Source organism: Pseudomonas sp. P4_C1 (assembly GCF_056402155.1).
The window spans coordinates 1-1,039 of sequence record NZ_JBFUHY010000170.1; the positions used below are offsets into that span (position 1 = coordinate 1).

At 53.1% G+C, this 1,039-nt stretch carries 1 protein-coding gene; it reads left to right on the top strand.

The annotated features are described in order from the left end of the window. Positions 1–588 precede the first annotated feature (588 nt). On the top strand, positions 589–1,039 hold a 451-nt coding region (locus AC1DU9_RS29830), incomplete at its 3' end, for a response regulator (RefSeq protein ID WP_477811275.1).

Consider the following 1,039-nt stretch of genomic DNA (forward strand, 5'->3'; position numbering starts at 1 on the left):
CTCCCGGCAATTCCCCGCGCTTGACGCCTCTCGACCATTCGTCCTTTAAACCCCGTATTTGCTGGGCAAAGTCCGATTTTGCTGGAGGTCATGACATGTCATGACGGATTTTTCGCGCGGTGGTTGTGACAGTACGTGGACCGAAAACGCCAGCTATCGAGCCAAGGGGAAATGTCGGGTATTGGCTGTGGATTCAACCGGTCGATGCAACCGATTGGATCAATCTGTTGAATCGACCGGTTGAATCCAAGTCGCCTCAGGGCAATCAGCCCCAAGCAAAAGCGGTATCTCCATAAATGGGGCATTACACCCACCCAACCGGGCGTTTAGCACCTGATTTGAGGAATATCCCCCCTTCACCCTTTCTTTCGCTTGAAACACTCAGAAACAGCCTGTTAATTAATTTGAATTTTATCTTCGGCCTATTGAAATGGCTCATAAGTTGCAGCCCTCCGGGTACCCGCCACAGCTGTCGCCCCGGACATCATGGAGACGGCTGGGCTTGCCGGATCGGGTATGGCGCGAGGGGTGAAAAATGAAACGTGCGACACCACCATGCAGCTCCATCGACTCTTATGGGGAGTTCCTATGAGTTCCATGATCAAGATTGGCATCGTTGATGATCACCCACTGTTAAGGGATGGGGTCACAATGGCGCTGAGGAAAATAGCTGACTTTCAGGTGGTCGGGCAGGGCGGGTCTGCCGATGATGCCCTGGAAATTACCGCTCGTTTTGCTCCGGATGTTTTGCTGATGGATGTCAATATGCCGGGCGATAGCTTTGCTGCCGTGCGAGCGATCTCAGCTTCTTCGCCGGCAGTTAGAGTTTTGATGCTGACGGTATCTGAGTCCATCGAGGACGCCTATTCCGCCCTCGAAGCAGGCGCGCAGGGATATGCGTTGAAAGGCATAAGCGGTCGTGAGCTTGTACAAGCCATCAGACAGGTTGCCGGTGGTGAAACCTTCATTACCCCCAAGCTTGCCAGCAAGCTCTTAGGCAGTTTCAGAAAGCACGCGGGTGATAAGCAAAAGGTCGAAC